23 protein-coding genes and 3 tRNA genes are annotated in these 23298 nt (G+C 58.1%); 9 read left to right on the top strand and 17 right to left on the bottom strand.

The window, feature by feature from the left end; translation table 11 throughout:
• The 7 genes from MRBLRC7O_RS04880 to MRBLRC7O_RS04850 all read right to left on the bottom strand — a co-directional run bounded on the left by MRBLRC7O_RS04880 (position 1) and on the right by MRBLRC7O_RS04850 (position 3027).
• Entirely contained in the window at positions 1-429 is a 429-nt protein-coding gene (locus tag MRBLRC7O_RS04880; protein WP_003502373.1) for a GFA family protein, read from the bottom strand.
• Positions 426-1028, bottom strand: a complete 603-nt coding sequence (locus tag MRBLRC7O_RS04875) for an NADH-quinone oxidoreductase subunit C (protein WP_003502370.1) — start codon at positions 1026-1028, stop codon at positions 426-428. Before MRBLRC7O_RS04875 ends, MRBLRC7O_RS04880 begins: the two co-directional genes overlap by 4 nt.
• A 21-nt stretch (positions 1029-1049) precedes the next feature.
• Entirely contained in the window at positions 1050-1634 is a 585-nt protein-coding gene (locus MRBLRC7O_RS04870; protein WP_003502368.1) for a NuoB/complex I 20 kDa subunit family protein, read from the bottom strand.
• A complete protein-coding gene (locus MRBLRC7O_RS04865) occupies positions 1625-1990 on the bottom strand; it encodes an NADH-quinone oxidoreductase subunit A (RefSeq protein WP_003496469.1) in 366 nt (121 codons plus the stop codon). The genes MRBLRC7O_RS04870 and MRBLRC7O_RS04865 overlap by 10 nt, the downstream gene beginning before the upstream one ends.
• 437 nt (positions 1991-2427) lie before the next feature.
• Positions 2428-2504, bottom strand: a tRNA-Asp gene (locus MRBLRC7O_RS04860).
• A 41-nt stretch (positions 2505-2545) separates the two neighbouring features.
• Positions 2546-2622 (bottom strand) — tRNA-Asp (locus tag MRBLRC7O_RS04855).
• 99 nt (positions 2623-2721) lie between these two features.
• Positions 2722-3027, bottom strand: a complete 306-nt coding sequence (locus MRBLRC7O_RS04850; RefSeq protein WP_162690812.1) for a hypothetical protein — start codon at positions 3025-3027, stop codon at positions 2722-2724.
• Positions 3028-3068: 41 nt separating this feature from the next.
• Between MRBLRC7O_RS04850 and MRBLRC7O_RS04845 the strand changes: the two genes are divergently transcribed.
• Together MRBLRC7O_RS04845 and MRBLRC7O_RS04840 are read left to right on the top strand one after the other, a co-directional pair.
• A tRNA-Val gene (locus tag MRBLRC7O_RS04845) sits at positions 3069-3144 on the top strand.
• Positions 3145-3464: 320 nt separating this feature from the next.
• Positions 3465-3602, top strand: coding sequence for a hypothetical protein (locus MRBLRC7O_RS04840; RefSeq protein ID WP_003502364.1), 138 nt, complete (start codon positions 3465-3467; stop codon positions 3600-3602).
• 208 nt (positions 3603-3810) lie between these two features.
• On the opposite strand, the gene MRBLRC7O_RS04835 is transcribed toward MRBLRC7O_RS04840, so the two are convergent.
• The 5 genes from MRBLRC7O_RS04835 to clpP all read right to left on the bottom strand — a co-directional run bounded on the left by MRBLRC7O_RS04835 (position 3811) and on the right by clpP (position 11960).
• Positions 3811-6009, bottom strand: coding sequence for an esterase-like activity of phytase family protein (locus tag MRBLRC7O_RS04835; RefSeq protein ID WP_050816407.1), 2199 nt, complete (start codon positions 6007-6009; stop codon positions 3811-3813).
• A 350-nt stretch (positions 6010-6359) separates the two neighbouring features.
• Entirely contained in the window at positions 6360-6635 is a 276-nt protein-coding gene (gene hupB, locus MRBLRC7O_RS04830; RefSeq protein WP_003502360.1) for a DNA-binding protein HupB, read from the bottom strand.
• A gap of 289 nt (positions 6636-6924) precedes the next feature.
• Positions 6925-9342 (bottom strand): endopeptidase La, encoded by a 2418-nt coding sequence (gene lon / locus MRBLRC7O_RS04825; RefSeq protein ID WP_080866091.1) that lies wholly within the window; start codon positions 9340-9342, stop codon positions 6925-6927.
• 414 nt (positions 9343-9756) lie between these two features.
• Positions 9757-11034, bottom strand: coding sequence for an ATP-dependent Clp protease ATP-binding subunit ClpX (gene clpX, locus MRBLRC7O_RS04820; RefSeq protein ID WP_003496489.1), 1278 nt, complete (start codon positions 11032-11034; stop codon positions 9757-9759).
• A gap of 293 nt (positions 11035-11327) precedes the next feature.
• Positions 11328-11960, bottom strand: a complete 633-nt coding sequence (gene clpP / locus MRBLRC7O_RS04815) for an ATP-dependent Clp endopeptidase proteolytic subunit ClpP (protein WP_003502355.1) — start codon at positions 11958-11960, stop codon at positions 11328-11330.
• 452 nt (positions 11961-12412) lie between these two features.
• On the opposite strand from clpP, the gene MRBLRC7O_RS04810 reads away from it, so the two are divergent.
• Positions 12413-13660 (top strand): GGDEF domain-containing protein, encoded by a 1248-nt coding sequence (locus MRBLRC7O_RS04810; RefSeq protein WP_367727366.1) that lies wholly within the window; start codon positions 12413-12415, stop codon positions 13658-13660.
• Positions 13661-13732: 72 nt separating this feature from the next.
• Positions 13733-14986, top strand: a complete 1254-nt coding sequence (locus MRBLRC7O_RS04805) for a cytochrome P450 (protein ID WP_003502351.1) — start codon at positions 13733-13735, stop codon at positions 14984-14986.
• A gap of 20 nt (positions 14987-15006) precedes the next feature.
• Here the strand turns inward: MRBLRC7O_RS04805 and MRBLRC7O_RS04800 are convergent, their stop codons facing one another.
• Entirely contained in the window at positions 15007-15777 is a 771-nt protein-coding gene (locus tag MRBLRC7O_RS04800) for an SDR family NAD(P)-dependent oxidoreductase (protein ID WP_162690818.1), read from the bottom strand.
• Positions 15778-15866: 89 nt separating this feature from the next.
• Here MRBLRC7O_RS04800 and MRBLRC7O_RS04795 point away from each other — a divergent pair, with 89 nt between their 5' ends.
• Positions 15867-16181: an ArsR/SmtB family transcription factor gene (locus tag MRBLRC7O_RS04795; RefSeq protein WP_060724092.1), complete on the top strand. Its 315-nt coding sequence runs from the start codon at positions 15867-15869 to the stop codon at positions 16179-16181.
• A gap of 20 nt (positions 16182-16201) precedes the next feature.
• Here the strand turns inward: MRBLRC7O_RS04795 and MRBLRC7O_RS04790 are convergent, their stop codons facing one another.
• From MRBLRC7O_RS04790 to MRBLRC7O_RS04775, 4 genes are all read right to left on the bottom strand, one after another.
• A complete protein-coding gene (locus MRBLRC7O_RS04790; protein WP_003502345.1) occupies positions 16202-16543 on the bottom strand; it encodes a cupin domain-containing protein in 342 nt (113 codons plus the stop codon).
• Between the two features lie 168 nt (positions 16544-16711).
• The gene (locus MRBLRC7O_RS04785) at positions 16712-17224 is read right to left on the bottom strand and encodes a hypothetical protein (protein WP_080866090.1); all 513 of its coding nucleotides are present in this window, start codon (positions 17222-17224) and stop codon (positions 16712-16714) included.
• 270 nt (positions 17225-17494) lie between these two features.
• Positions 17495-18778 (bottom strand): O-acetylhomoserine aminocarboxypropyltransferase, encoded by a 1284-nt coding sequence (locus MRBLRC7O_RS04780; protein ID WP_003502341.1) that lies wholly within the window; start codon positions 18776-18778, stop codon positions 17495-17497.
• A 73-nt stretch (positions 18779-18851) separates the two neighbouring features.
• On the bottom strand, positions 18852-19286 hold the full coding sequence (locus MRBLRC7O_RS04775; RefSeq protein ID WP_003502339.1) for a CoA-binding protein: 435 nt from the start codon (positions 19284-19286) through the stop codon (positions 18852-18854).
• 895 nt (positions 19287-20181) lie between these two features.
• Here MRBLRC7O_RS04775 and MRBLRC7O_RS04770 point away from each other — a divergent pair.
• From MRBLRC7O_RS04770 to speB, 4 genes are all read left to right on the top strand, one after another.
• Entirely contained in the window at positions 20182-21018 is an 837-nt protein-coding gene (locus tag MRBLRC7O_RS04770) for an EamA family transporter (RefSeq protein ID WP_080866089.1), read from the top strand.
• 252 nt (positions 21019-21270) lie between these two features.
• Entirely contained in the window at positions 21271-21735 is a 465-nt protein-coding gene (gene rplM, locus MRBLRC7O_RS04765; RefSeq protein ID WP_003502335.1) for a 50S ribosomal protein L13, read from the top strand.
• Between the two features lie 2 nt (positions 21736-21737).
• Positions 21738-22205 carry a 30S ribosomal protein S9 gene (gene rpsI, locus MRBLRC7O_RS04760; protein ID WP_003496509.1) on the top strand — a complete coding sequence of 156 codons (468 nt, stop codon included), beginning with the start codon at positions 21738-21740 and terminating at the stop codon, positions 22203-22205.
• Between the two features lie 129 nt (positions 22206-22334).
• Positions 22335-23288 (top strand): agmatinase, encoded by a 954-nt coding sequence (gene speB, locus MRBLRC7O_RS04755; protein ID WP_080866088.1) that lies wholly within the window; start codon positions 22335-22337, stop codon positions 23286-23288.
• The last annotated feature ends 10 nt before the right edge of the window (positions 23289-23298 follow it).

The following is a 23298-nucleotide window of genomic DNA, read 5'->3' as shown; positions in this document are numbered from 1 at the left end:
CTAGTGCTCCGCCGAGGTGATCATGGCGATGAATTCGGGGCCGGTCATGTTCTGCGTGGTTTCGGCGAAAGAATAGCTCGAAGGCTTTTCATCTGTGAAAATCTGCGACGCGAACTTGAAGTTGGAAGGGTTTTCGAAAGCCTGCAGCGAGACGGCAAAATGCTTGCCATCCTTGGAACGCCACATCAGCGTGCTGCCGCAATTCTTGCAGAAGCAGCGCTCACCCCACTCCGACGAGGAATAGACGCCGAGGTTCTCTTCGTTTTCGACGGAGATATCAGCGCATTCGACAGCCAGAAACGCACCGCCGGACCAGCGGCGGCACATGGAGCAATGGCAGACGCCGAATTCGCGGGCCCCGATCGCGGCCTTGAGGCCGACGGCACCGCAAAGACATTGGGCACGCTCTGTCGCAGGGGCTTCGCTCATTGCTTGGCCTTTTCGTCACCCGGGAGAACATATTCAGTCCCCTCCCAAGGAGAGAGGAAATCGAAATTGCGGAATTCCTGCTTCAGTTCGACCGGTTCATAAAGAACCCGTTTCAGCACGTCATCGTAACGTACTTCCACAAAGCCGGTAACCGGAAAATCCTTGCGCAGCGGGTGGCCTTCGAAACCGTAGTCGGTGAGAATACGGCGAAGGTCCTTATGGCCTTCGAACGGGATGCCATACATGTCCCAGGCTTCGCGCTCGAACCATTCGGCGCCCATAAAAACGGGGGTCGAAGACGGCACGCCCTCGTCTTCCGCCACCTGCAGCTTGACGCGCACGCGCAGGTTCTGACGCGGCGACAGCAGGTGATAGACGACATCGAAACGCTTCTCGCGCTGCGGCCAGTCGACACCGCAGATATCGATGATGTTGACGAAACCGCACTGCACATCGTCACGCAGGAAGGTCAAAAGCGCGATCACGCTTTCAGGCGTCGTGTTCAGCGTCAGTTCGCCATAGGCGATATCAGCCGACACCACGAGGGAACCGCGCGCTTCCTTAACGTAAGCAGCAAGATCGTTGAGAGCTTCGCTCATTACTTAATCCGTCCTTTGCCCTTAGCGCTCGATCGTACCGGTACGCCGGATCTTCTTCTGCAGCAGAAGTACGCCGTAAAGCAGCGCCTCCGCCGTGGGGGGACAGCCCGGAACGTAGATATCCACCGGCACGACGCGGTCGCAACCGCGCACAACAGCGTAGGAATAGTGGTAATAGCCGCCGCCATTGGCGCAGGAGCCCATGGAGATGACGTAACGGGGCTCAGGCATCTGGTCATAGACCTTGCGCAGAGCGGGCGCCATCTTGTTGGTCAGCGTGCCGGCGACGATCATGACGTCCGACTGGCGCGGTGAGGCGCGCGGGGCGACACCGAAGCGCTCCATGTCGTAACGCGGGCCGGAAGCCTGCATCAGGCCTTCAACGGCGCAGCAGGCAAGACCGAACTGCATCCACATCAGGGAGCCGGTACGCGCCCAGGTGATCAGCTCGTCGGTCGAGGTAACGAGAAAGCCCTTGTCGGCCAGCTCGTCGTTGATGTCAGTGAAGTAGGCGTCGTTGCTGCCAACCGGCTTGCCGGTCGAGGGGTCGATGATCCCCTTCGGCTGCGGCGCAACGAGCGTGGTGTTGTTCTGGCTCATGCCCATTCCAGCGCTCCCTTCTTCCACTCATAGATAAAGCCGATGGTGAGGACGAGAAGGAACACCATCATCGACCAGAAACCGAACCAGCCCATCTCGCCGAAAGACACCGCCCAGGGGAACAGGAAGGCGACTTCCAGATCGAAGATGATGAACAGAATCGACACCAGATAAAAGCGGATATCGAACTTCATGCGGGCATCGTCGAAGGCGTTGAAACCGCACTCGAAAGCGGAGAGCTTTTCCGGGTCCGGCGCCTTGTAGGCGACCGCAAAGGGCGCAATGAGAAGCGCCAGGCCGATGACGAGAGCGATACCGATGAAGATTGCGATCGGAATGTAGGAACTGAGGAGTTCAGTCATGGTCTCTTCCCTGTCCGGCCGGGTGCCGGACCTGCCTTTGTGACCTTAAGTCTCAAAGAGCGGACAAATATGTTGCAACGCCAAAGTGGTTAGCGCAGCCGCGCCCTCTCTGCAAGAGTTTAGGCACCATTTCAAGACACCTGCCGCATTGATTGGCAACAATATTGCCGGAATTGACGCAAATTTGGGCCACAATTCCGACCTAAGCCCCTCAAATACAATAATAATCGATTGAACGACGCAACCGCAAAAAAGTCACACGAATTTTACGTCGAAACGGCGGTGAAGTGACGATATCCCGATATCGAAACTTGACTAAAAAAAGCAGGAAAAATCGCGTTTGAAACGGCCGGAATCAAGCATCGGAATCGTCAAAAAACGAGGCGTGCAAACAGCGCGTCGATCCGGTTTTGAGGAGACATTTCAAGAGAAAGAAATGGCGCGAGTGACGGGGCTCGAACCCGCGACCTCCGGCGTGACAGGCCGGCACTCTAACCGACTGAGCTACACCCGCGCTCCACAGACATTCATCTGCGTTTTTTCCGAGGAACAGGATGGCGCGAGTGACGGGGCTCGAACCCGCGACCTCCGGCGTGACAGGCCGGCACTCTAACCAACTGAGCTACACCCGCTTATCCTGACGGACAGGACCTTGTCCCGCCGTACGAACCAGCCTCGGCTGTTCGTTGAGCGGCTAACTACGGCGTTCGTGCGGGGGTGTCAAGCAGGTTTCACGACAAAAGAATAAGCTTTTTCATTTTGATCGGGAAAAACCTGAAGGCCATTGATAAGCGTTCCGGCAAACGCCTTGTTTTGCGGGCTTTTCCCAACGAAAACAAAAAACTTGTCCACAGCCAGCGACTTCCCCAGGGGCATTTCCCCCAGGCCATCAAGGCGTCATTGGTTTCTGATTTCACCAAAAAGCCCACAGTTCCCGGCTTTTTGCCCCTCCCCTTCGGCGGAGGGAAAAGCCGCTCCGAAAAAAAACAAAAAAACTTCACAAAAGCCCTTGCGGTTTTTTTCCGATCCGAATACATCACGGCCACCGACGCGGCGGACATGATCCGCAGGACGCGAAGGGCGATTAGCTCAGTTGGTAGAGCGCCTCGTTTACACCGAGGATGTCGGGAGTTCGAGTCTCTCATCGCCCACCATTTTCCAAACTTCTCAAATTCACATGTTATGAGCTGAATGTTCTTCAGCTGGCGCGGTCTTTTGTCCTGCATTTTCCGCATCTGGAATCAGCCGGCCCTGCCCCGCATCTCGTCGCTGGGCGTATCAATCCGAGCCCGGAACCACCGGAATCGTTTTCCAGCCCTCATCTATTCCAAATCGATACGTCCGTTTCGGATTCCGACAGCTTCACCGAATCCCTGTGCCACCGCGTAACATACCGAAAAATAAGCGGATTCAGACTTTTTAAAGAGATTTCGGGCATTGTTTGCGCACCGTTTCATGATGAACGGTTGAACTGATGGATGAAACCATGTCGATCGACGCGTTTGTAACACTCGCGCTTATTGCGCTGCCTGTTTATATTTTTTTCCGCTGGGTCCAGCAGGACTCAGAAAAACAAGATACTCCCAAAAGCAAAAATTCCATGGGGCGGTGATCCGTTACGGTCGACCCGCAGTATTTTCCCGGACGGTCTCCGGACGAAATCCTCCACAATCCGATATCCAAGCGGCAATGCTGATTTCAATAGCTAGCCATCGCCAGGAATCGCGCAAAATCGGGGAACCCGGCCCGGGGGGGCCCTCGCCGCACGAAAAAGCCGGGCATAGCCCGGCTTTTCTCATTTACAGCGCCTTTCGGCTCGATCAGTTGATCGCCTTCATGTTGACGGTGAAGAACAGCGTCTCGCCGGAAGAATCGTCCACGCCGTCATTGTCGGTCACGGCATAGGCCGTTCCAGCCTTGTCGAAGGTGAAGCCTTCCAGCTTGTCAACGACGTAGCCGTTGGTCTGGGCCTTGAGGTCGGGCAGGAAGTCATGGGCTTCCTGCTTGGCCACCAGCGGCAGTTCGCCGCCGATCTTGCCCGGCTTCAGGTCCGCGATCGCAACGCGGTAGAGCTTCTTGATCTTGGCCTTGTCGCCGATCTGGTTGTCGCGCTCGACGATATAGACATAGTCGCCCTGCGCGGTGATTTCGGAAAGGCCAATCCAGCCTGCCTCGGTCTTGTCGAGCGGATAACGCACGGCGCCCCACTCCTTGGACTTCGGATTGTAGGAGACGAGCTTGACGAAGCCCTTCTCATCCGTGCCCCACTCGCGTTGCACAGCCATCCACAGCGTGGCGTCGTCGCCCTTGCCGATCATGGTCACGCCTTCGAAACCGAAGCGGGTATCGCCGGAAAGGAGTTCCTTCGGCAGAGCGATCTCGGCCTTGATTTCGCCCTTGGCGTTGACGTTATAGAGTGCGTGCGGAACAAGCTTGGCGCTGTCGCCTTCAGAGGCCAGCCAGAAACCGCCCTTGCCATCAAGCGTGATGCCTTCGATGTCGAGCTTCTGAGCAGCAATGCCGTCACGCTTGACGCGCAGCGCGCTGGTGATGGTGGCAGGCTTCTTCGTGGCGTCGATGGTGAAGATTGACGGCTGGTTGCCGTAGACCGAGTCGGAAACGGCATAGAGAATGCCGGGCTTCTCGGCATCGCCGACCAGGCCGGAAAGAGCGCCCCAGCCGATCGGCGCCCCGTCGACGGTGGCGGAAACGAGCTGCGGATAGGCAGGCTGGCCTTCAGTGCGCTCATAAAGCATGACATGCGAGCGGACACCGCCGTCTTCGATCAGATCGACCTCATTGGCCGTGGCAAGGAGATTGCGCGACGGAATGGCGACGGCGCCTTCCGGCGAGACGCCCGAAGGCAGGAGCTGCGTCAGCTGCGGCTCCGCACCGGTATCCTTGTAGACGGCGACCACCGAAGCGCGCTCGGCAAGCACGAAGAAATACTTCTGGCCATCAAAGGTTGCCGCTTCCAGACCCTCGGGCTCAATGCCCTTGGCCTTGGAGCGCTTTTCTGGATAGTGGCCGATGGCGGCAACCGCGCGCTCGAGCGAAGCACCGGCTTCATAAACAAGCTTGCCGGTCTTGTCGAAAATGGTGAAGCCGCGCGAACCGCCCTGCCAGTCGCCTTCATTGGCGATGACGATACGGTCATTGTCCAGCCACTTTACAGCGTCCGGCTCGCGCTTGCGGCCTTCCTGCTTGTCGGTGAATTTCAGCTGACCGTCGGTCTTCGTGTCGACGCCTTCCAGATCAACCTTGCCGGCGGAGAAATGCGTCTTCACCGCGCCGGTCTTGCCATCGATGATGACGATATGGTTGTTTTCCTGCAGCGTCAGAGCGATCTCGCCATTGGCGTTGATCGAGACGAATTCCGGCTCCGGATCCTCAGGGGAAATTTCGGCGAGACCGGTAACGTCAATCTTCTTCAGCGTCGCGCAGTCGGCCACGCCGTCCTTCAGGCCGACCGTTACCAGATAGCCGGCGGGCATCTGCGGCAGTGCGCCTTCGTTCACATCTTCATCACGCTCGTTTTCGATCGCGATGGCGGCAAAGGTTTTATCAGGGGAAACGGCGACGGAATCGGGCTGGCCGCCGAGATCACAGCTTGCCTCGATCTTCTTCGTGGCAATATCGACCGTCACCAGCTTGCCGGACGGGTTGGCGCGGTTTTCCGACGTATTGACGCCGGCCAGAACCTTGAGGCCAGCAACGGCAACAGAGGTCGGCTCGCCTTCCAGCAGCAATGCGCCGCCGGCCTTGGGGGCCTTCGCGTCGGTGATGTCGATGAAACCGATGCCGCCAAGCGGGCTGTCCGAATAGATCAGCGTCTTGCCGTCTTCACTGGCGGTGATGATTTCAGCCGAGGTGACGGACTTGGCGTCCTTGTCCGCGGGAAGGTTTTTCGCCACCGGGAAAGACGCGATGCGGTTGAAAACCGGCTCGGCAGCGGCCGGCAAGGCCACGGACGTGAGCAGAGCAGCAGTCAAGGCCATTTGAGAAAATCGGAACGCCATTTTAATCCCCCTTGGGTCCAGAAATACCCCATGGCTTCTGCGTCAAAGACATGACAGTGGCATGACATTTCCTGTCGGGAATCAAAAAGCCCGGCCATGGAGACCGGGCTTTCTTGTTTCTGCGCACATTCCGCGTATCGGAGCACCGTGTGACCGGATGGAGGCTGCACAGGCGCGCTCCCTACTTTCGTTTACATCCTGCCGGATTGAGAACCGGGCTATCCGAAAAGCATTTCGAAAAACCGCCCGGTTTTGAGCCGGCATGATGGCGTCAGCGCGTCAAAACATGTTTCCTCGTGAACCTGAAAAGCCGCCCGCCCGCCGCCGGGCGTTGCGGCTTTCCGGAAACCTTACGAGTTGACGGCGTCCTTCAGGCCCTTGCCTGCGGAAAACTTCGGTACGTTGCGAGCCGGGATATCGACTTCAGCACCCGTAGAAGGGTTACGGCCCTTGGAGGCTTCACGGCGGCTAACGGAGAAGCTGCCGAAGCCAGCGAGGCGAATGTCGCCACCGTTCTTCAGTTCGCTCTGTACGGTTTCGAATACGGCATCAACAGCGGAAGCAGCATCTGCCTTCGTGAGACCAGCCTTTTCGGCAACAGCAGAGACGAGCTCGTTCTTGTTCATGTTTCCACCCCTTTCAATGGTTTGAAACGACTCAAATTAAGCCGGCGCAGAATACGTTTGCATCCGCGCGCAGCAACCCAAAAGCGCTGGAATCGCCTGAAAAACAAGGGGTCTGCGATTTTTTTCACAAAAAAGGCCGACATTTCTGCCGGCCTTCCACATATTCGTGCCAAATTCGCATCACTTGCCCGGAGTTGAGCGCAGAATGCGCCTTCCGACACCTAACATATTGAATCTATGCAGCACCCGTCGCGAAAGGCGATTCCCGCCCCTCGCGACGAAGCATGTATCAATGTGCGATGGTCTGGCTGCCGTCGTCGACGCCTTCGACCGTAGCGATAACAGGCGTCTCGATGCTGCCGTCCCACTCGATGGGCTCCGGCTGGCGCAGAAGGGCGTGCCTGATAACCTCGCCCATGCGCGATACCGGGATGATCTCCATCTCGTTCTTCACATTATCTGGAATCTCCGCCAGATCCTTGGCGTTTTCTTCCGGGATCAGCACCTTCTTGATGCCGCCGCGAAGGGCCGCAAGCAGCTTTTCCTTCAGGCCGCCGATCGGCAGCACGCGACCACGAAGCGTGATCTCGCCCGTCATCGCCACATCCTTGGAGACCGGAATGCCGGTCATGATGGAGACGATGGCGGTTGCCATGGCAACACCGGCGGACGGTCCGTCCTTCGGGGTTGCGCCTTCCGGAACGTGGACGTGGATGTCGCTCTTGTCGAAGCGCGGCGGTTCGATGCCGAAATCCACGGCGCGCGAGCGGACGTAAGATGCCGCTGCCGAAATGGATTCCTTCATCACTTCCTTGAGGTTGCCGGTGACCGTCATGCGGCCCTTGCCCGGCATCATCACGCCTTCGATGGTGAGCAGCTCACCGCCGACTTCCGTCCAGGCCAGACCCGTGACGACGCCAACCTGATCCTCGCGCTCGGCCTCGCCGTGGCGGAACCGCGGAACGCCCAGATAATCCGGAACATTGGCAGCGGTGACTTCCACGGACTTGACCTTGCCCTTGATGATCTCGGTGACGGCCTTGCGCGCCAGCTTCATCAGCTCGCGCTCGAAGCTGCGCACGCCCGCCTCGCGGGTGTACTGCTGGATCACGATCATCAGAGCGTCATCGCTGACCGAGAACTCTTCCGGACGCAGGGCATGTTCCTTGATCGCCTTCGGCAACAGGTGACGCTTGGCGATTTCGCGCTTTTCGTCTTCGGTGTAGCCGGCGATGCGGATCACTTCCATACGGTCCATCAGGGGACCCGGAATGTTCAGCGTGTTGGCCGTGGTCACGAACATCACGTCGGACAGGTCATATTCCACTTCAAGGTAGTGGTCCATGAAGGTGGAGTTCTGTTCCGGATCGAGAACCTCCAGCAGTGCGGAAGACGGATCGCCACGGAAATCCATGCCCATCTTGTCGATCTCGTCGAGCAGGAAGAGCGGATTGGACTTCTTGGCCTTCTTCATCGACTGGACGATCTTGCCAGGCATGGAGCCGATATAGGTACGGCGGTGACCGCGGATTTCCGCCTCGTCACGCACGCCGCCAAGCGCCATGCGCACATATTCGCGGCCGGTCGCCTTGGCGATCGACTTGGCGAGCGAGGTCTTGCCGACGCCGGGAGGGCCGACGAGGCACAGGATGGGACCGCGAATCTTCGACGCGCGCGCCTGCACGGCCAGATATTCGACGATGCGTTCCTTGACCTTGTCGAGACCGAAATGATCCTGATCGAGGATTTTCTCTGCGGCGTTGAGGTCGGTCTTGATCTTCGACTTCTTGCCCCAGGGCAGACCGAGCAGCCAGTCCAGATAGTTGCGCACGACGGTCGCTTCCGCGGACATCGGGCTCATCTGGCGAAGCTTCTTCATTTCCGCTTCGGCCTTTTCCTTGGCCTCCTTGGAAAGCTTGGTCTTGGCGATGCGCTCTTCCAGTTCGGCCATCTCGTCACGGCCGTCCTCGCCGTCGCCGAGTTCCTTCTGGATCGCCTTCATCTGTTCGTTCAGATAATATTCGCGCTGCGTCTTCTCCATCTGGCGCTTGACGCGCGAGCGGATACGCTTCTCGACCTGAAGCACGGAAATTTCGCCTTCCATGAAGCCGAGCGCTTTTTCAAGCCGCTGCTTCACGCTGACGGTTTCCAGCATTTCCTGCTTTTCGGTGATCTTGATCGACAGGTGCGAAGCAACCGTGTCGGCCAGCTTCGAATAATCGTCGATCTGGCCGGCAGCACCGACAACCTCGGGCGAAATCTTCTTGTTGAGCTTCACATAGCTCTCGAATTCCGAAACGACCGAACGCGACAGCGCCTCGATCTCGACCGGATCTTCGGCAGGCTCCTGCAACGGCGTCGCAGTGGCTTCATAGAAGTCTTCACGGCCGGTGTAGCTGTCGATCTGGGCGCGGCCCTTGCCTTCCACCAGCACCTTCACGGTGCCGTCGGGAAGCTTCAGAAGCTGCAGGACATTTGCGACCGTGCCGACCTTGTGGATGGCTTCGGGAGCCGGATCGTCATCGCTGGCGTTGATCTGGGTGACAAGCATGATCTGCTTGTCCGAACCCATGACTTCCTCGAGCGCACGAATGGATTTTTCCCGCCCGACGAACAGGGGAACGATCATATGCGGGAAAACGACAATGTCGCGCAGGGGAAGTACCGGATAGGTACCACCAGATGCCGCAGACGTGATGTTCGTCATATCATTTCCTTTCATGGTCCCTTTCGGGACACTTTGCCGGACAGCTTGGGGCATCCGGCACATTCATTTCTCGAGACTGAAAATGGAGTTTCGAAACACCGATTTCAAGTCGCCGGAACAGACGATCCCGCTGAGCGGCAAGACCGTGAAATTCAACAAAACCCAGCGCCGGCTAGTACTCCCGACATTTCCGGTTATCCTTGAAGGTCAGGAACCGGGTCGCCGACGGGAATTCACATTTCCGTCATATCGCGCTGCAAATCAGTTGTAAGACTTTATCAGCAAAGCGCAATCCGCTCCAAACGCAAAATCGGGCTTCGCCAAGTTAGGCGCAAGTTTCACACCCGGCCACAACAGAAAAGGCCCGCACGGGATGCGGGCCTTTTGATTTCATCAAAGTACCGGACCGGTCGATCAGGCCGAAACGTTGGTCTTTTCTTCCTGACGATCCGCATAGATGTAGAGCGGACGGGCGACGCCGCTGACGACGTCGTTGGAAATGACCACTTCGCGTACGCCTTCCAGCGTCGGCAGTTCGAACATGGTATCCAGCAGGATCTTCTCCATGATCGAGCGCAGGCCGCGGGCGCCGGTCTTGCGGGTGATCGCCTTGCGGGCGATTTCGCGCAGAGCGTCCTCGTGGAAGGTCAGTTCCACGTCTTCCATCTCGAACAGACGCTGATACTGCTTGACCAGCGCGTTCTTCGGCTCGGACAGGATCTGGATCAGCGCATCCTCGTCGAGGTCCTCCAGCGTCGCCAGAACCGGCAGACGGCCGATGAATTCCGGGATGAGGCCGAACTTCACCAGGTCTTCGGGCTCCAGTTCGCGCAGAACCTCGCCAACGCGGCGATCGTCTTCCGCCTTGACGGTCGCACCAAAGCCGATCGAGGTCTTTTCACCACGGGCCGAGATGATCTTGTCGAGGCCGGCAAACGCGCCGCCGCAGATGAACAGGATGTTGGTCGTATCCACCTGCAGGAATTCCTGCTGCGGATGCTTGCGGCCGCCCTGCGGCGGAACGGAAGCGACCGTGCCTTCCATGATCTTCAGAAGCGCCTGCTGAACGCCCTCGCCCGACACGTCGCGCGTGATGGACGGGTTGTCAGACTTGCGGGAAATCTTGTCGACTTCGTCGATATAGACGATGCCGCGCTGGGCGCGTTCGACGTTGTAATCCGCAGACTGCAACAGCTTCAGGATGATGTTTTCCACGTCCTCGCCGACATAACCGGCTTCGGTCAGCGTCGTTGCGTCCGCCATGGTGAAGGGAACGTCGATGATGCGGGCGAGCGTCTGGGCAAGATAGGTCTTGCCGCAACCCGTCGGACCGACGAGCATGATGTTCGACTTCGCAAGCTCGACATCGCCGTTCTTGGAGGCGTGCGCGAGGCGCTTGTAGTGGTTGTGAACGGCCACCGACAGGATTTTCTTCGCCTGCTTCTGGCCGATGACATATTCGTCGAGAATCTTGATGATGTCCTGCGGGGTGGGAACACCCTCGCGCGACTTCACCATCGACGTCTTGTTCTCTTCACGGATGATGTCCATGCACAATTCGACGCATTCATCGCAGATGAATACCGTCGGTCCGGCAATGAGTTTCCGGACTTCGTGCTGGCTCTTGCCGCAGAATGAACAATAGAGTGTATTCTTAGAGTCGCCGCCGTTGCTGCCGCTGACTTTGCTCATATCTCTTTCCTTCCAGCACGCCGCAGGTCCGCCAAACGGATCGCGGTCAACTTACCGCCCGCCGATACGGCAGCCCTTGGGGTGCATCGCCGTATCCGCCTCGTTTCCCGGGGTACTAACCGGTATCAGATACATGAGCTGACAACCGGCTGCAACGAATTCCCCATCAAACCAAAGGCCACGTCATAAAAATTCAACATAGCCCTTATATATACTAATATCGCTTTCTGTTGCGGTTGAAAGCCCCGAAATTACTTTTGCGGGTTCAAACAAACGTCAAAAAGCGGCGCGCCTCAATTCGCGGCGGCGCCTTCGATTTCCTGGCGCGAGGTCAGGATCTTGTCGATCACGCCCCATTCCTTCGCCTCGTCTGCATCCATGAAATGGTCGCGATCAAGGGTTTTTTCAACCTCTTCGAGCGTGCGGCCAGTATGCTTCACGTAGACTTCATTCAGGCGACGCTTCATCTTGATGATGTCGCGGGCGTGGCGCTCGATATCCGATGCCTGGCCCTGGAAACCGCCGGACGGCTGGTGAACCATGATGCGGGCGTTCGGGGTGGCGAAACGCATTCCCTTTTCACCGGCAGCCAGAAGCAGTGAGCCCATGGACGCGGCCTGACCGACGCAGAGCGTGGAAACCGCAGGGCGGATGAACTGCATCGTATCGTAGATCGCCATGCCGGCGGTCACGACGCCACCCGGCGAATTGATGTAGAGCGCGATTTCCTTCTTCGGGTTTTCAGCCTCGAGGAAAAGCAGCTGCGCGCAGACGAGCGACGCCATCTGGTCTTCCACCGGGCCGGTAAGGAAAATGATGCGTTCCTTGAGAAGACGGGAAAATATGTCGTAGGAGCGTTCGCCGCGATTGGTCTGCTCAACGACCATCGGCACCAGAGCCATGGCGGTATCAACTGGATTTTTCATGTCCGTCCTTTGTCAAACTCTGCCCTTCGCGGAAAACCGCTCCGGAATCACTTCTAACCTTCATACTCCCTACATAGAGTGTCCCTGCCCCGTACTTCAAGACACGAAGCCGCATATCCTTAACGGCTCAACAGCGTTTGCAGGCCGCCGGGGCCCGGCTTGGCAAGGGTTTCGAACCGGGCGGGGCCGGCCGGGCGTCTTTCCCTCACCGCCACCAATTTTTTACTATGGCGCGCGACGGGGGCAAAAATCGCCCGCCATGCACAGATATAACTTCTCACCGGCAAGAACTCGTTAGTATTTGCTGCTGATACTGGCCAGCGAATTTCCGGTTCCCGTTGGGGAATGGGCCCATCCGGGCGAAATGGCAGCTCAACAATTCCAGCGGGCATAACGCACCTTGTGCGAGATGGCCCGCTTTTACCGCATGATGGCGCAGATAGGATTTTGCAATGCTGGATGCAAAGACGAGCACGCTACTGTGGGCGGCGGAAACGTTCACCCTTGCCGTGCTTTTGGGAACGCTGTGGCTGCACCGCCCTTCCCGCCGGCATAATCTCTATTTCGCCGCAGGTTTCCTCACCACAGGCATCGGCACTGTCATGGTGGCGTTTCGCGGCGATATTTCCAGTTTTCTGTCCATTCAGGTCGGCAATACGTTGGCGCTTTCCGCCTTTGGTTTCTGGCTGGCTGGCCTGCTCTGCTTCGAGCAGCGCAAACTCGGCGGCTGGGTTGCTATTCCGGCCCTGCTGTGGATCGCCGGAATGTTCGTGCCGCCCGTGCGCGAAGACATGGTCGCCCGCATCCTGCTTTATCATGCCAGCGCGGCCACAGGCTATTTCATGCTCGCCGCCGTTCTTCTTGCCAGCAGGGCGTGCGCATCACGCAGCCGGAAGGTCCTGGCCACGATCCTGATCCTGCAGGCTTTTGCCGGAGCGATCGTCGCATCCATCGTCATCCCGGCCAATGCCGCAATCCCCAATGCCATTCCCATGACATCGGCGCTCTCCATTTCCGGCATGCTCGGTTTCACGGCCATCATCATGATCAGCGCCAAGATCATCATGGAAGACACGGAGATTCGTCTTCACCGGCTCGCCATGACCGATCATCTGACCGGCGTTCTCAACCGTCGCGGTCTGCTGGAGGAGTTCGAGCGCATCAAGAAAAGGTCGCCGGCCTCCAGCCGTTACGTGGCGCTGGTGCTGTTCGACATCGACCATTTCAAGAAGATCAACGACAGATACGGCCATCAGTCCGGGGATGCGGTCCTCGTGCATTTCTGCAATATCGCCCAGCGTGTGATCGGCGATCGCGGCCTTTTCGTCAGAATGGGAGGCGAGGAATTCGCGCTGGTCGCCGAAGTCGAAAGCCCTTCCAGCACAGCGACGCTTGCGGAAGCCATCCGCAGCAATCTGCGCCTGTCGAAGATCAGTTCGCGTGGTGAAAGCATCGAGGTGACCACCAGCGTCGGCATCGCCGAAGCCATGATCAGCGATGCCGACCTCAACACCATGATGACGGAAGCCGACCGTGCGCTCTATGCTGCCAAGAAGGCCGGGCGCAACCGGACCGTCATCCACGTCAATTCGGCCAATGTCGTCGTGCCCGCCTCGGACCGCGACGAAAACCCGATGGACAACAATGCCGACCGCCAGGTTGCGGCGCTGAACCGGATATCCGCCATCGCCAGTCGATGACGATGTAACCATCCAGTGACAGACGGAGGGGAGTTCCCCTCCCTTCCCAAAGCGCCACGCGCGGAATAAACCATGGGCATGACAGCGACATTTCCCTTTCTCAAAATCGATCCCGCCACCCGCCGCGTTTCACTCGACGCCCGCGACCCGGCCTTCTACAACGATCCGAACCCGGTTTATGCCGCCCTGCATGCGCAATGTCCCACCTTTTACTGGGAGGAGCAGCGGCAATGGTTCTTCACCGGTTACGACCATGTCAGCGCACTTCTGCGCGACCGCCGCTTCGGAAGGCAGATCCTGCATGTGGCTAGCCGCGAGGAAATCGGCCTGCCGCAACCGCTGGAACATGTGAAGCATTTCGACGCCGCCGAGCAGCATTCGCTTCTGGAGCTGGAGCCGCCGGAACACACGCGGCTGCGCACGCTCATCAACCGCGCCTTCGTTTCCCGGCATGTCGACAAGATGAAACCGGAAATCGAGGAACTCGCCAACCGCCTGATCGATGCCTTCGAGAGCAAGGGCGAAACCGAGCTGCTCTCCTCTTATGCCGATATCATCCCGGTGACGATGATCGCCCGCATGATCGGCATTCCCGAAGAGATGGGGCCGCAGCTTCTGAAATGGTCGCATGCCTATGTCGGCATGTACATGTTCAAGCGCACGCCCGAGGACGAGCTTCTGGCCGACAGGGCCGCGCATGAATTTTCAGACTATGTGCGCAGCGTGATCGCCGAGCGGCGGGCGGAGCCGAAGGATGACCTGCTGAGCCACATGATCCATACGGAGCACAAGGGCCAATACCTGACCGACGACGAGCTCATCTCCACCACCATCGTGCTGCTGAATGCCGGGCACGAGGCGACCGTGCACCAGATCGGCAATTCCGTGCGCATCATTCTGGAAAGCGGCATTTCTCCGGAGACCCTGTTCCATGACGAGGCCGCCACGGAACGCACGGTGGAAGAAACCCTGCGCATCTGCGCCCCGGTTCATATTTTCCAGCGCTGGGTTCTGGAACCGGTCGAAATCGACGGCGTCGCATTCAAGCGCGGCGACAAGGTCAGCCTTATCCTAGCAGCAGCCAATCTCGACCCGGCGAAATTTTCCGATCCGCTGACTTTCCAGCCGGACCGGAATGAAGGCGCCAACGTCTCTTTCGGCGCCGGCATCCATTTCTGCATCGGCGCACCGCTTGCACGGCTGGAGCTTAATCTCGCCCTGCCCCTGCTTTTCAAACGCCTGCCGGGCCTGAAGATTGCCGAGCCGCCCAAGGTCAAGGATGTCTATCATTTCCATGGCCTGGAGCGGCTCGATCTCAGCTGGTAAGGCAGAGGGAGGATTCGGCCTTAAATCTGGGCCAGACCGCCATCAACCGAGAGCTCGACGCCGGTGATATAGCTGGCCTTGGAAGATGCCAGAAACAACACCGCCTCGGCGATTTCGTCGGGGTCGGCCATACGGCCGATCGGTGCCGCATCCTTCAGATAGGCCTTGAAACCGGCGATCTTCTCATCGTCCATCTTCAGGCCATTTTCCATGATCGGCGTGCGGGTAACGCCCGGGCTCACCGTATTGACGCGGATTTCCCGCGCTTTCAGATCATTGGCAAAACTGCGGGCGAATGAGCGAACCGCCGCTTTCGAAGCATTGTAAGCGCTCAGCTTTTCCATGCCCTTGTTGCCGACGATCGACCCCGTCAGTACGATCGAACCGCCGTCCTTCAGTACCGGCAACAACGTCTGCACCGTGTAGAACACGCCCTTCACGTTGATGTCGAAAATCCGGTCGTAGAGCGCCTCATGGGTCGCACCAAGATCGTTGTTCTCGGCGATGCCGGCATTGGCGACCAGCACATCCACCTTTCGCCCGTCGGCTTCAATGCGAGCCTTGAGCTGTTCCAGATCCGAAAGCTTGGCAACATCGGAAACGAAGCCGATTGCCCCTTCCCCGAGCTTGGCGACGGCGGCGTCGAGATTGGCTGAATTGCGGCCCGTCACATAGACCGCAGAGGCGCCGCCTTCCAGAAACAACCTGGCGACTGAAAAGCCGATGCCTGTCGATCCGCCCGTGACGACGACCACCTGTCCGCTGAATAGTCCAGACATTGCAAACTCCATGAATATCGTAATTTCCGAATTACCATAATTCGGTATTTCGGTTTTATTGAAATATTGAAGCTTGTCAATCCATATGCTACAGGCGGTCCATGGTTCAGTTTTTTCATCCCGCTCGCGAGGACATATCGCTTACCGCCGTGCTGTCCGCCCTTGGCGAGCCCGCGCGCATGGGCATCATCCGCAAATTATGGGTGTCGGAGACCGGGCAGAATTGCGGTGCGGCAGCCCCCTGTCAGGATATGCCGCGCTCCACCCTGTCCAGCCATATGCGAATCCTGCGTGAGGCAGGATTGATCCGCACCCATAAACAGGGCGTCGAAAATATCAGCGTTGTGCGCATTGAGGACATGGAAGCCCGCTTTCCCGGACTCCTTCCATCGATTCTCAAATTCGATGAGCAGTAAGCACCAAACCGCATCCGGCCTCACAGCCGGATGACGTAGTCCTTGCGCGTCGTTTCCACGACCTCCCACGTGCCGGCAAAGCCCGGACGCAGGATAACGCGGTCACCGGGTTTCAGATCGCGCGGCGCACCGCCATCTTCGGTCAGGATGGAATGACCTTCGAGAATGTTGAAATATTCCCATTCGTCATAAACAACCCGCCATTTGCCGGGGGTGGACTGCCAGATGCCGGCATAGATGCCGCCGGGAGCCTCCTCGATATTCCATGTGGTGAATCTCGGATCGCCGGAGATCAGCCTTTCCGGCGCAGGCGCGCCATGCTCCACCTCGGTAACATCATCAAAGGACAGAAAATTCGCCATGACATCCGGATCCATCAAATGTGGTTGGTAAAATAGCTTTGCTCATTTGTGAGCGCTTCGTCAAACGTCTTCAACTTCAAATACAACTTAAAATTGATTTCATGGGCAGCGAACGCTTGCTCGTTGCCCCGTTTCCCGTCGCGGCCTTGCAGCGGGAGAAGATGCCGTTCACTCCATCCTCGTCCAGCCAAAAACCAGCCAGGTATATTTCGACTTCTTGTCGGGTTCGGCGGTGTAGGTCATCTGTATATCGCCGTCCTTCGCATAAATATCGAGCCTGGGTGCCGTATCCAGCTTCAGCCAAAGCGAACTCTTGTTGAAAGACCATGTTCCACACCAGACGCATGAACCTGAGGGATCACCGGCCTGATGGAAATTATAACGACCGTCCGCCGTGATCTCCAGATAGTCGAACGCCGAGTAAAATGTCGTTACCGTCTCCTGGAACAGTGTCGCATCCGCTTCCTGCTGGGCGGTGGGCGCGGTCTTCATATCGCGCGGCGGGCGGCTGGTCGCACCGCTGAGTTTCCACTTTCCGACAAAATCCTTCTGAGTCGGGAAATATTCCGCCTCCGCCTTTGCCGGCGAAACCGAAGCGACGACAGGTATATCAGCCATACCCGCGACCCCGATCGCAAGGAGAAGGGTGACGATGCGGAGCATTCCGGTTCGGTTTTTCATATGGCCTATCTTTCGCAATGGGAGTGCAAGGGCCTGTTCTAGGCAGATTCGGCGCTCCGGGTAAGATGGTAGCCAATGAACGGAAGCGGCGCGCCCATCGTCCGCCTGGCTCACCAACTGCCTTCCGGCACTGACACCAAAGTTTTATCCACAAACCGAAGTGACAACCTCAGTTTCCCGCTGATTTCACCCGCGCAATGAACGGGAATATCACCGCAGGAAATTCGAAGGGGGAGTCACGCGAGTACCAAACTCGCGTGACCAACCACGTCACAGCTTGGCAAGCGATTGTTCGAGATCGGCGATGATGTCCTTGACGTCCTCGATGCCGATCGACAGGCGAACCACATCCGGCCCTGCACCGGCGGCCGTCTGCTGTTCCGGTGTCAATTGCGCATGCGTGGTGGAGGCCGGGTGGATGACGAGGGAGCGCGTGTCGCCGATATTGGCGAGATGGGAGAAGAGCTGCAGCCCTTCCACCAGCGCCTTGCCGGCCGCATAACCACCCTTGACGCCGAAAGTGAAGACGGAGCCTGCGCCCTTTGGCGAATATCGCTGCTGGAGGGCGTAGTTGTCGCTGTCCTCCAGCCCGGCATAATGCACCCAGCTGACTTTGGGATGCGCCTTCAGCCATTTCGCGACGGCCAGCGCATTGTCGGAATGGCGCTGAACGCGCAGCGGCAGTGTCTCGATGCCCGTCAGGATGAGGAAGGCGTTGAAGGGCGAAATGGCCGGTCCGAGGTCACGCAATCCCAGAACGCGGCAAGCGATGGCGAAGGCGAAATTGCCGAAGGTCTGGTGCAGCACGACGCCGGAATACTCCGGCCGGGGCTGCGACAGCGCCGGATATCTATCCGTCGCCGACCAGTCGAAGGTCCCGCCGTCAACGATGATGCCGCCCATGGAATTGCCGTGCCCCCCAAGGAATTTCGTCAGCGAATGCAGCACGATGTCAGCGCCGTGTTCCAGCGGCCGCAGCAGATAGGGGCTCGCCATGGTGTTGTCGACGATCAGCGGCAGGCCGTGCCGGTGGGCGACATCGGCAATCGCGGCTATATCCACGAAAGTACCGCCGGGATTGGCAAGGCTTTCGATGAAGACGGCGCGTGTGCGGTCGTCGATCTGCGCCTCGAAGCTGGCCGGATCGGTGGCGTCAGCCCAGCGCACCTGCCAGTCGAAGCCCTTGAAGGCGTGACCAAACTGGTTGATCGAGCCGCCATAAAGCTGACGAGCGGCGACGAAATTGTCGCCGGGCTGCAGGAGCGTATGGAAGACCAGCAATTGCGCGGCATGGCCGGACGCCACGGCAAGCGCCGCCGTGCCGCCTTCCAGCGCCGCCACGCGCTCTTCCAGAACAGCCTGGGTGGGGTTCATGATTCGCGTGTAGATATTGCCGAACTCTTTCAATCCGAACAGGGCGGCGGCGTGATCGGCGTCGCGGAAAGCAAAGGCCGTCGTCTGATAAATGGGTGTCGCACGCGCGCCGGTGGTCGGATCAGGTTGTGCGCCCGCGTGGACGGCCAGCGTTGAAAACCCGGGATTGCTGCTCGGCATGATGTTTCCTCCAATGGAATTTTGAAGGGATCATAATGCCTTGCCGCCAAATGATAAGTCCGATCCGTACCAACTATCGCACAATATTGAGACGCGGATACTCAATTGCAGGGCAACGGTCCATCACAACCTCTATGCCATAGGCTTCCGCCTTGGCGGCGGCATTGTCATCGCGAACGGAAAGCTGGCCCCAGATCACCGATGGTCGCTCGGGCAGCAATATCGCCTCTTCGACGATTGCCGATAAATATTCCGGCGCGCGGAAAACATCGATCATGTCCACCGGCTCGGGAACATCGGCGAGCCTGGCGTAGACCTTCTGTCCCAATATCTCCTTGCCTGCCTGGCCGGGATTGACCGGAAACACGCGGTAACCCTTGGACAGCAGGAAGCGCATGACGCCGTGGCTCGGCCTGTCCGGGTTGGGCGAAGCGCCGAGCAGCGCGATGGTTTTGACGTCAGTCAGAATTCTCCTGAGGTAATCGGGCTCGTAACTATCATGCTGCATGTCAACTTATCCCTCTTGGAACGTCACATGGTTTGAAGAATACCAATGCAGATACGCCATTTGAAAGCTGCGCGAGCATAGCCTCGTCTGCATAATTCCACCGACGCATTCCTGACACTGCCGAATGCGCCTGCCCTTCCCATCTAGGAAGCTTCCCTGCTGTCTTGAACCCTTGCCCGGCCGAAAATCGCTACCACGACAGACCTATCGTCGCGCAGTGGCACGTTTTCGTCCACGCAAAATGATTTCACCAAAATACCAGAATCCCGGTTCTATTGACTAATTTTGTCCAGTTTTCAAAATGGCGCAAACCGGCACAAAAGCGGCTCAAACAACATTAGCGTGCAAGTTATGCGCCCTTCGTCTCCTGTTTGTTTTCATTCCGTTCGCAGGTGAATTAGAGCTATCTAATTTTCAGAAAGTTATTCTGTAAATCAATCTACAAACAAACCTGCAACGTTACAGCAAGCCGTTCATAGCAGATATGAAATTTCTTTTCATGTACATCCCATCCAATTGATATACCTTCCGACCGAAGCGCCCAGCGGAGCTATTTGACAAAACAGGTAGTATTATGGGCCAAAACACGCTCCGAATCGAAACCACAAGCTGTGCGCCCAGCGCTCATGCCACCATCTGACGGATGAAATCCTGAGCAGAATACCATATCGCGCCGGAGCAAAATCATTCCGCGCGCGCCTGACATGCACAAAGCAAGAATTTTACGCGTGTTGCAATATCAGCCGCTGGCACATGTCGTTTGTGGGCGGTTCCACCGGCGCAAAACGCTCACTCGAACAATTCGCAGGGGCGCGTCGCCCTCACCGAAAATCGATTCCGGTTTTCAGGCCGATGCTGTAGGTTGCCCAAAGTAGCCCGCGAGCGAGTCTCTATTGTGACATTTGACATTCTTCTTCTGGTGCTCCTGGGCGCGATGCTGCATGCCGGATGGAATGCGCTGGTCAAATCCGGATCCGACAAATCACTGGACGCCTCACTGATTGCGGCGGGAGCTGCGGCCTGTTCACTGCCGTTTCTGCCTTTCCTGCCCTTCCCCGCACCGGTCGCCATTCCCTTCCTGATCGCTTCGGCCGTTCTACAATTCGCCTATTTCCGCCTTGTCGCCGCCGCCTATACGATCGGCGATATCGGCCTTGTTTATCCCGTCATGCGCGGTGTGGCTCCCTTGATCGTCGCGGCGACGAGCAGCCTGTTCCTGAGCGAGGTTTTGAGCCCGCTGGCCCTTGCCGGGATCGCGATCATCTCCGGCGGCATCCTGACACTCGTATTCGAGGCAAGGCGTGGCGGCGGAAAGGCTATTCTGGTCGCGCTGCTCAACGCCTTCGTGATCGCGTCCTACACCTTCGTCGACGGTGTGGGCGCAAGACTTTCCAGCAACGCCATCTCCTATACGCTGTGGATGTCGCTTCTGCCGCCGGTGCTGCTTTTCGGTTTTGCCTTTTTCCAGCGCGGCGTCAGCCCTGTCGTTCAGCATGTCCGACGCAACTGGTGGCGCGGCCTGATCGGCGGCGGCGGCTCCATTCTGTCCTACGGACTTGCGCTTTATGCCATGACCAAGGCGCCCGTCGCCGTCGTCGCGGCGCTGCGGGAAACCTCCATTCTCTTCGCGCTGGTAATCTCCGTGGTGATCCTCAAAGAACGCGCCAGCATCTGGCGTTATCTTGCCGGAGGCATCATAGCAGCGGGCGTTCTGGTGATGCGACTGGGGTAAAACGGGTTCGTTTGGTGAGGTAAAATAATACCACATTATCAAGCCATTGTTTTTGCTATATTATTTTTACGACCTCCAAAGTCCGTCATATTGACGCTTTCGCTCGCGCACCGTATAAGCGCGCCAGATCGGATTCCAGCCGGAATAGGGTCATTTGCGGTTGTCCTTGATGGCAACCAAACCAAGCAACAAGAAACGCCCGTATGCTCTTTCATGAAGAGGATGACGGGTCCACGTTAGAAAGTGAAATCTATGTCTACTTTCGTTCAGAAGCCCGCTGAGGTGGAGAAGAAGTGGGTCATCATCGACGCCGAAGGCCTCGTTGTTGGTCGCCTCGCCACCATCGTTGCAACCCGCCTGCGCGGCAAGCACAAGGCTACCTACACCCCCCACGTTGATGATGGCGACAACGTCATCGTTATCAACGCTGAAAAGGTTGCCTTCACCGGCAACAAGTACTCCGACAAGAAGTACTACTGGCACACCGGTCACCCGGGTGGCATCAAGGAGCGTACGGCTCGCCAGATCATCGAAGGCCGCTTCCCGGAGCGCGTCGTTGAAAAGGCCATCGAGCGCATGATCCCGCGCGGCCCGCTCGGCCGTCGCCAGATGAAGAACCTGCGCGTTTACGCCGGCTCGAACCATCCGCACGAAGCACAGCAGCCCACCGTTCTCGACGTGGCCGCGCTTAACAAGAAGAACGTAAGGAGCGCCTGATAATGGCCGATCTTTCCTCTCTGAAAGACCTCGCCCCGGCATCGGAAGCTTCGGCTCCCGTGCACGTCCGCAAGGTTGATACCCTCGGCCGCTCCTACGCGACCGGCAAGCGCAAGAACGCCGTAGCCCGCGTATGGGTGAAGGCCGGTTCTGGCAAGATCATCATCAACGGCCGCGATTTCACCACGTATTTCGCACGTCCGGTTCTGCAGATGATCCTCCAGCAGCCGCTGGTCGCAGCTGCCCGCTCCGGCCAGTTCGACATCATTGCAACGGTTGCAGGCGGCGGTCTTTCCGGCCAGGCCGGCGCCGTACGTCACGGTGTTTCCAAGGCGCTCACCTACTTCGAACCGGGCCTGCGCTCCGTTCTGAAGAAGGGTGGCTTCCTGACCCGCGACAGCCGCGTTGTCGAGCGTAAGAAGTACGGTAAGGCCAAGGCCCGCCGTTCGTTCCAGTTCTCCAAGCGCTAATCGCTTCTCGGAACGGTTCGTTCAGAACTTCGAAAGGCGGGGCTTCGGCTCCGCCTTTTTTCATGTCTCCTCCCTTGTTTTTTCGGCGGGAAGACAGCACCTTCAGCGCAAAACGCGATGGGGTGACATATGCCGGCCAAAACAATCGACCATGCCTTTTCCGCCACGACGCTGACATCTGCCGCCACCGACCCGACCCACGCGGGTGCGCTCTCCTTCATGCGGCGCAAATATACAAAGAACCTCAAGGGCGTATCGACTGCCATCTGGGGCATTCCCTTCGATGCAGCAACCTCCAACCGGCCGGGCGCGCGCTTCGGGCCGCAGGCGATCCGCCGGGCTTCGGCGATTTTCGACAACGACCCGCAATATCCCTTCGCGCGCGATCTCTTCGCCCATATGCCGACCATCGATTACGGCGACTGTCTGCTCGACTATGGCAACCACTGGAAAACGCCTGATACGATCGAAAAGGAAGCGCGTCGGATCATCTCCAAGACGGATTATCTGCTGACGCTCGGCGGCGATCATTTTATTACCTGGCCGCTTCTGAAGGCGCATGTCGCCAAGCATGGGCCGCTGGCGCTGGTGCAGTTCGATGCGCATCAGGACACCTGGTTCGATGACGGCAAGCGCATCGACCACGGTTCCTTCGTGGCGCGCGCCGTGCGCGATGGCCTGATCGACCCCGACCGTTCGATCCAGATCGGCATCCGCACCCATGCGCCTGACGATTTCGGCATTCGCGTTCTCCATGGTTACGAGGTGGAGGAAATGCGGGCGAGCGATATCGCCTCGCTGATCGTCAAGCACACGGCCGGCATGCCCACCTATCTGACCTTCGATATCGATTGCCTCGATCCAGCCTTTGCGCCGGGAACCGGCACGCCTGTCGCCGGCGGGCCGACCAGTGCGAAAATTCTCTCCGTTCTGCGCGGGCTTGGCCAGCTGGATATTCGCGGTTCCGATGTCGTGGAAGTCGCCCCCGCTTACGACCACGCTGATATTACCGCCATTGCCGGAGCCACCGTTGCAATGTATATGCTTGGCCTGCGTGCCGAACGGCTGGCGAAGGCTGGCTGACAAAGAAAAC

Origin of the sequence: Agrobacterium radiobacter (genome assembly GCF_040801995.1) — a bacterium.
Lineage (GTDB): Bacteria > Pseudomonadota > Alphaproteobacteria > Rhizobiales > Rhizobiaceae > Agrobacterium > Agrobacterium radiobacter.
Note: the sequence above shows the minus strand (reverse complement) of the source record. Positions and strands in the feature narration are given on the sequence as shown.

Coding starts and splice junctions, on each gene's coding strand:
- MRBLRC7O_RS04880 (WP_003502373.1), bottom strand. CDS start 429: ATGAGCGAAGCCCCTGCGACAGAGCGTGCCCAATGTCTTTGCGGTGCC.
- MRBLRC7O_RS04875 (WP_003502370.1), bottom strand. CDS start 1,028: ATGAGCGAAGCTCTCAACGATCTTGCTGCTTACGTTAAGGAAGCGCGC.
- MRBLRC7O_RS04870 (WP_003502368.1), bottom strand. CDS start 1,634: ATGGGCATGAGCCAGAACAACACCACGCTCGTTGCGCCGCAGCCGAAG.
- MRBLRC7O_RS04865 (WP_003496469.1), bottom strand. CDS start 1,990: ATGACTGAACTCCTCAGTTCCTACATTCCGATCGCAATCTTCATCGGT.
- MRBLRC7O_RS04850 (WP_162690812.1), bottom strand. CDS start 3,027: ATGTATTCGGATCGGAAAAAAACCGCAAGGGCTTTTGTGAAGTTTTTT.
- MRBLRC7O_RS04840 (WP_003502364.1), top strand. CDS start 3,465: ATGGATGAAACCATGTCGATCGACGCGTTTGTAACACTCGCGCTTATT.
- MRBLRC7O_RS04835 (WP_050816407.1), bottom strand. CDS start 6,009: ATGGCGTTCCGATTTTCTCAAATGGCCTTGACTGCTGCTCTGCTCACG.
- hupB (WP_003502360.1), bottom strand. CDS start 6,635: ATGAACAAGAACGAGCTCGTCTCTGCTGTTGCCGAAAAGGCTGGTCTC.
- lon (WP_080866091.1), bottom strand. CDS start 9,342: ATGACGAACATCACGTCTGCGGCATCTGGTGGTACCTATCCGGTACTT.
- clpX (WP_003496489.1), bottom strand. CDS start 11,034: ATGAGCAAAGTCAGCGGCAGCAACGGCGGCGACTCTAAGAATACACTC.
- clpP (WP_003502355.1), bottom strand. CDS start 11,960: ATGAAAAATCCAGTTGATACCGCCATGGCTCTGGTGCCGATGGTCGTT.
- MRBLRC7O_RS04810 (WP_367727366.1), top strand. CDS start 12,413: ATGCTGGATGCAAAGACGAGCACGCTACTGTGGGCGGCGGAAACGTTC.
- MRBLRC7O_RS04805 (WP_003502351.1), top strand. CDS start 13,733: ATGGGCATGACAGCGACATTTCCCTTTCTCAAAATCGATCCCGCCACC.
- MRBLRC7O_RS04800 (WP_162690818.1), bottom strand. CDS start 15,777: ATGGAGTTTGCAATGTCTGGACTATTCAGCGGACAGGTGGTCGTCGTC.
- MRBLRC7O_RS04795 (WP_060724092.1), top strand. CDS start 15,867: ATGGTTCAGTTTTTTCATCCCGCTCGCGAGGACATATCGCTTACCGCC.
- MRBLRC7O_RS04790 (WP_003502345.1), bottom strand. CDS start 16,543: ATGGCGAATTTTCTGTCCTTTGATGATGTTACCGAGGTGGAGCATGGC.
- MRBLRC7O_RS04785 (WP_080866090.1), bottom strand. CDS start 17,224: ATGAAAAACCGAACCGGAATGCTCCGCATCGTCACCCTTCTCCTTGCG.
- MRBLRC7O_RS04780 (WP_003502341.1), bottom strand. CDS start 18,778: ATGCCGAGCAGCAATCCCGGGTTTTCAACGCTGGCCGTCCACGCGGGC.
- MRBLRC7O_RS04775 (WP_003502339.1), bottom strand. CDS start 19,286: ATGCAGCATGATAGTTACGAGCCCGATTACCTCAGGAGAATTCTGACT.
- rplM (WP_003502335.1), top strand. CDS start 21,271: ATGTCTACTTTCGTTCAGAAGCCCGCTGAGGTGGAGAAGAAGTGGGTC.
- rpsI (WP_003496509.1), top strand. CDS start 21,738: ATGGCCGATCTTTCCTCTCTGAAAGACCTCGCCCCGGCATCGGAAGCT.
- speB (WP_080866088.1), top strand. CDS start 22,335: ATGCCGGCCAAAACAATCGACCATGCCTTTTCCGCCACGACGCTGACA.